Annotated in this window: 1 protein-coding gene; it reads left to right on the forward strand. The window is 60.7% G+C overall.

Annotation, left to right across the window (positions count from 1 at the left end; translation table 11 throughout):
* Window positions 1–73: 73 nt before the first annotated feature.
* A complete protein-coding gene (locus KHO41_RS40935) occupies window positions 74–1099 on the forward strand; it encodes an IS1595 family transposase (RefSeq protein ID WP_211958885.1) in 1026 nt (341 codons plus the stop codon).
* Window positions 1100–1112: the final 13 nt, after the last annotated feature.

The following is a 1112-nucleotide window of genomic DNA, read 5'->3' on the forward strand; positions in this document are numbered from 1 at the left end:
CCGTGCTTATCCGGTTGTCTCCCAAGACCTCTACCGATAGTATGTTGGGCATCTGTGCCAACTCGGGGCAACCATGGTTATTGACGTGCTTGACCGAGGCGATCTGCCGTTTCCGGGCTCGCTGCCGGAGTTTCAGAAGATGTTTCCAGACGAAGCGGCATGCATGGCTTACCTTGAGCGCGCTCGATGGAGCGATGGGTTCATTTGTGACCACTGCGGCTTGCTTGGTGAGCCGTACCGCTTTGCCAATCGCCCCGGCGTTTTCCGTTGTCGCCATTGCACACGCGACACGAGCCTCACTGCTGGCACCGTCATGGAGCGCACGCACACACCGCTGTCGGTTTGGTTCTGGGCGGCGTACCTGGTCGCCAGTCAGACGCCTGGCATGTCGGCCATTCAGTTCCAGCGCCAACTCGGCCTGTCGCGTTACGAGACCGCCTTCCAGATACTCCACAAGTTGCGCGCCGGCATGGTGCGGCCCGACCAGGATCGGATCGGTGGCAAGCCTGAGGATCACGTCGAAGTCGATGAGGCCTACGTCGGTGGGCGTACTCGCGGCAAAGGCAGGGGCGTGCACGACATGGTTCTTGTGGCCGGCGCTGTCGAGGTTCGGCAACGCAAGTTTGCCGGCAGCCGCAACAAACGCAAGAGCGGACGGTATGCCGGACGAGTTCGGCTCGCTCTGGTTCCTGACCGAAGTGCCCGGTCGCTGGGCGGATTCATCGAGCGTACCGTTGCACCCGGCGCAACCATCGTCACCGACGACTGGGGCGGTTATGCCAAGCTGGGCGAGCGCGGCTATCGCCATATCGCCATCGCGCAGCGCGGTGACATGCAAGTGGCCGAATCCTTCCTGCCGATCATTCACCTTGTGTTCTCCAATCTCAAGACCTGGCTGCGCGGTATTCATCACGGTGTCAGCCCGCAGCACCTACAAGCCTATCTCAACGAATTCACCTTCCGCTTCAACCGCCGTTTCTATCCCTTCAACGCGTTTCGCTCCCTGCTCGGCATCGCTGGTGACGTCACCGCGCCGACCTATGCCGAGCTCTACGCCAAAAAATCGCTACCCACTACATCTAGTAGGTCTGGGAGCTAACCGGATAAGCACG

This window comes from Cupriavidus numazuensis, from assembly GCF_905397435.1.
Lineage (GTDB): Bacteria > Pseudomonadota > Gammaproteobacteria > Burkholderiales > Burkholderiaceae > Cupriavidus > Cupriavidus numazuensis.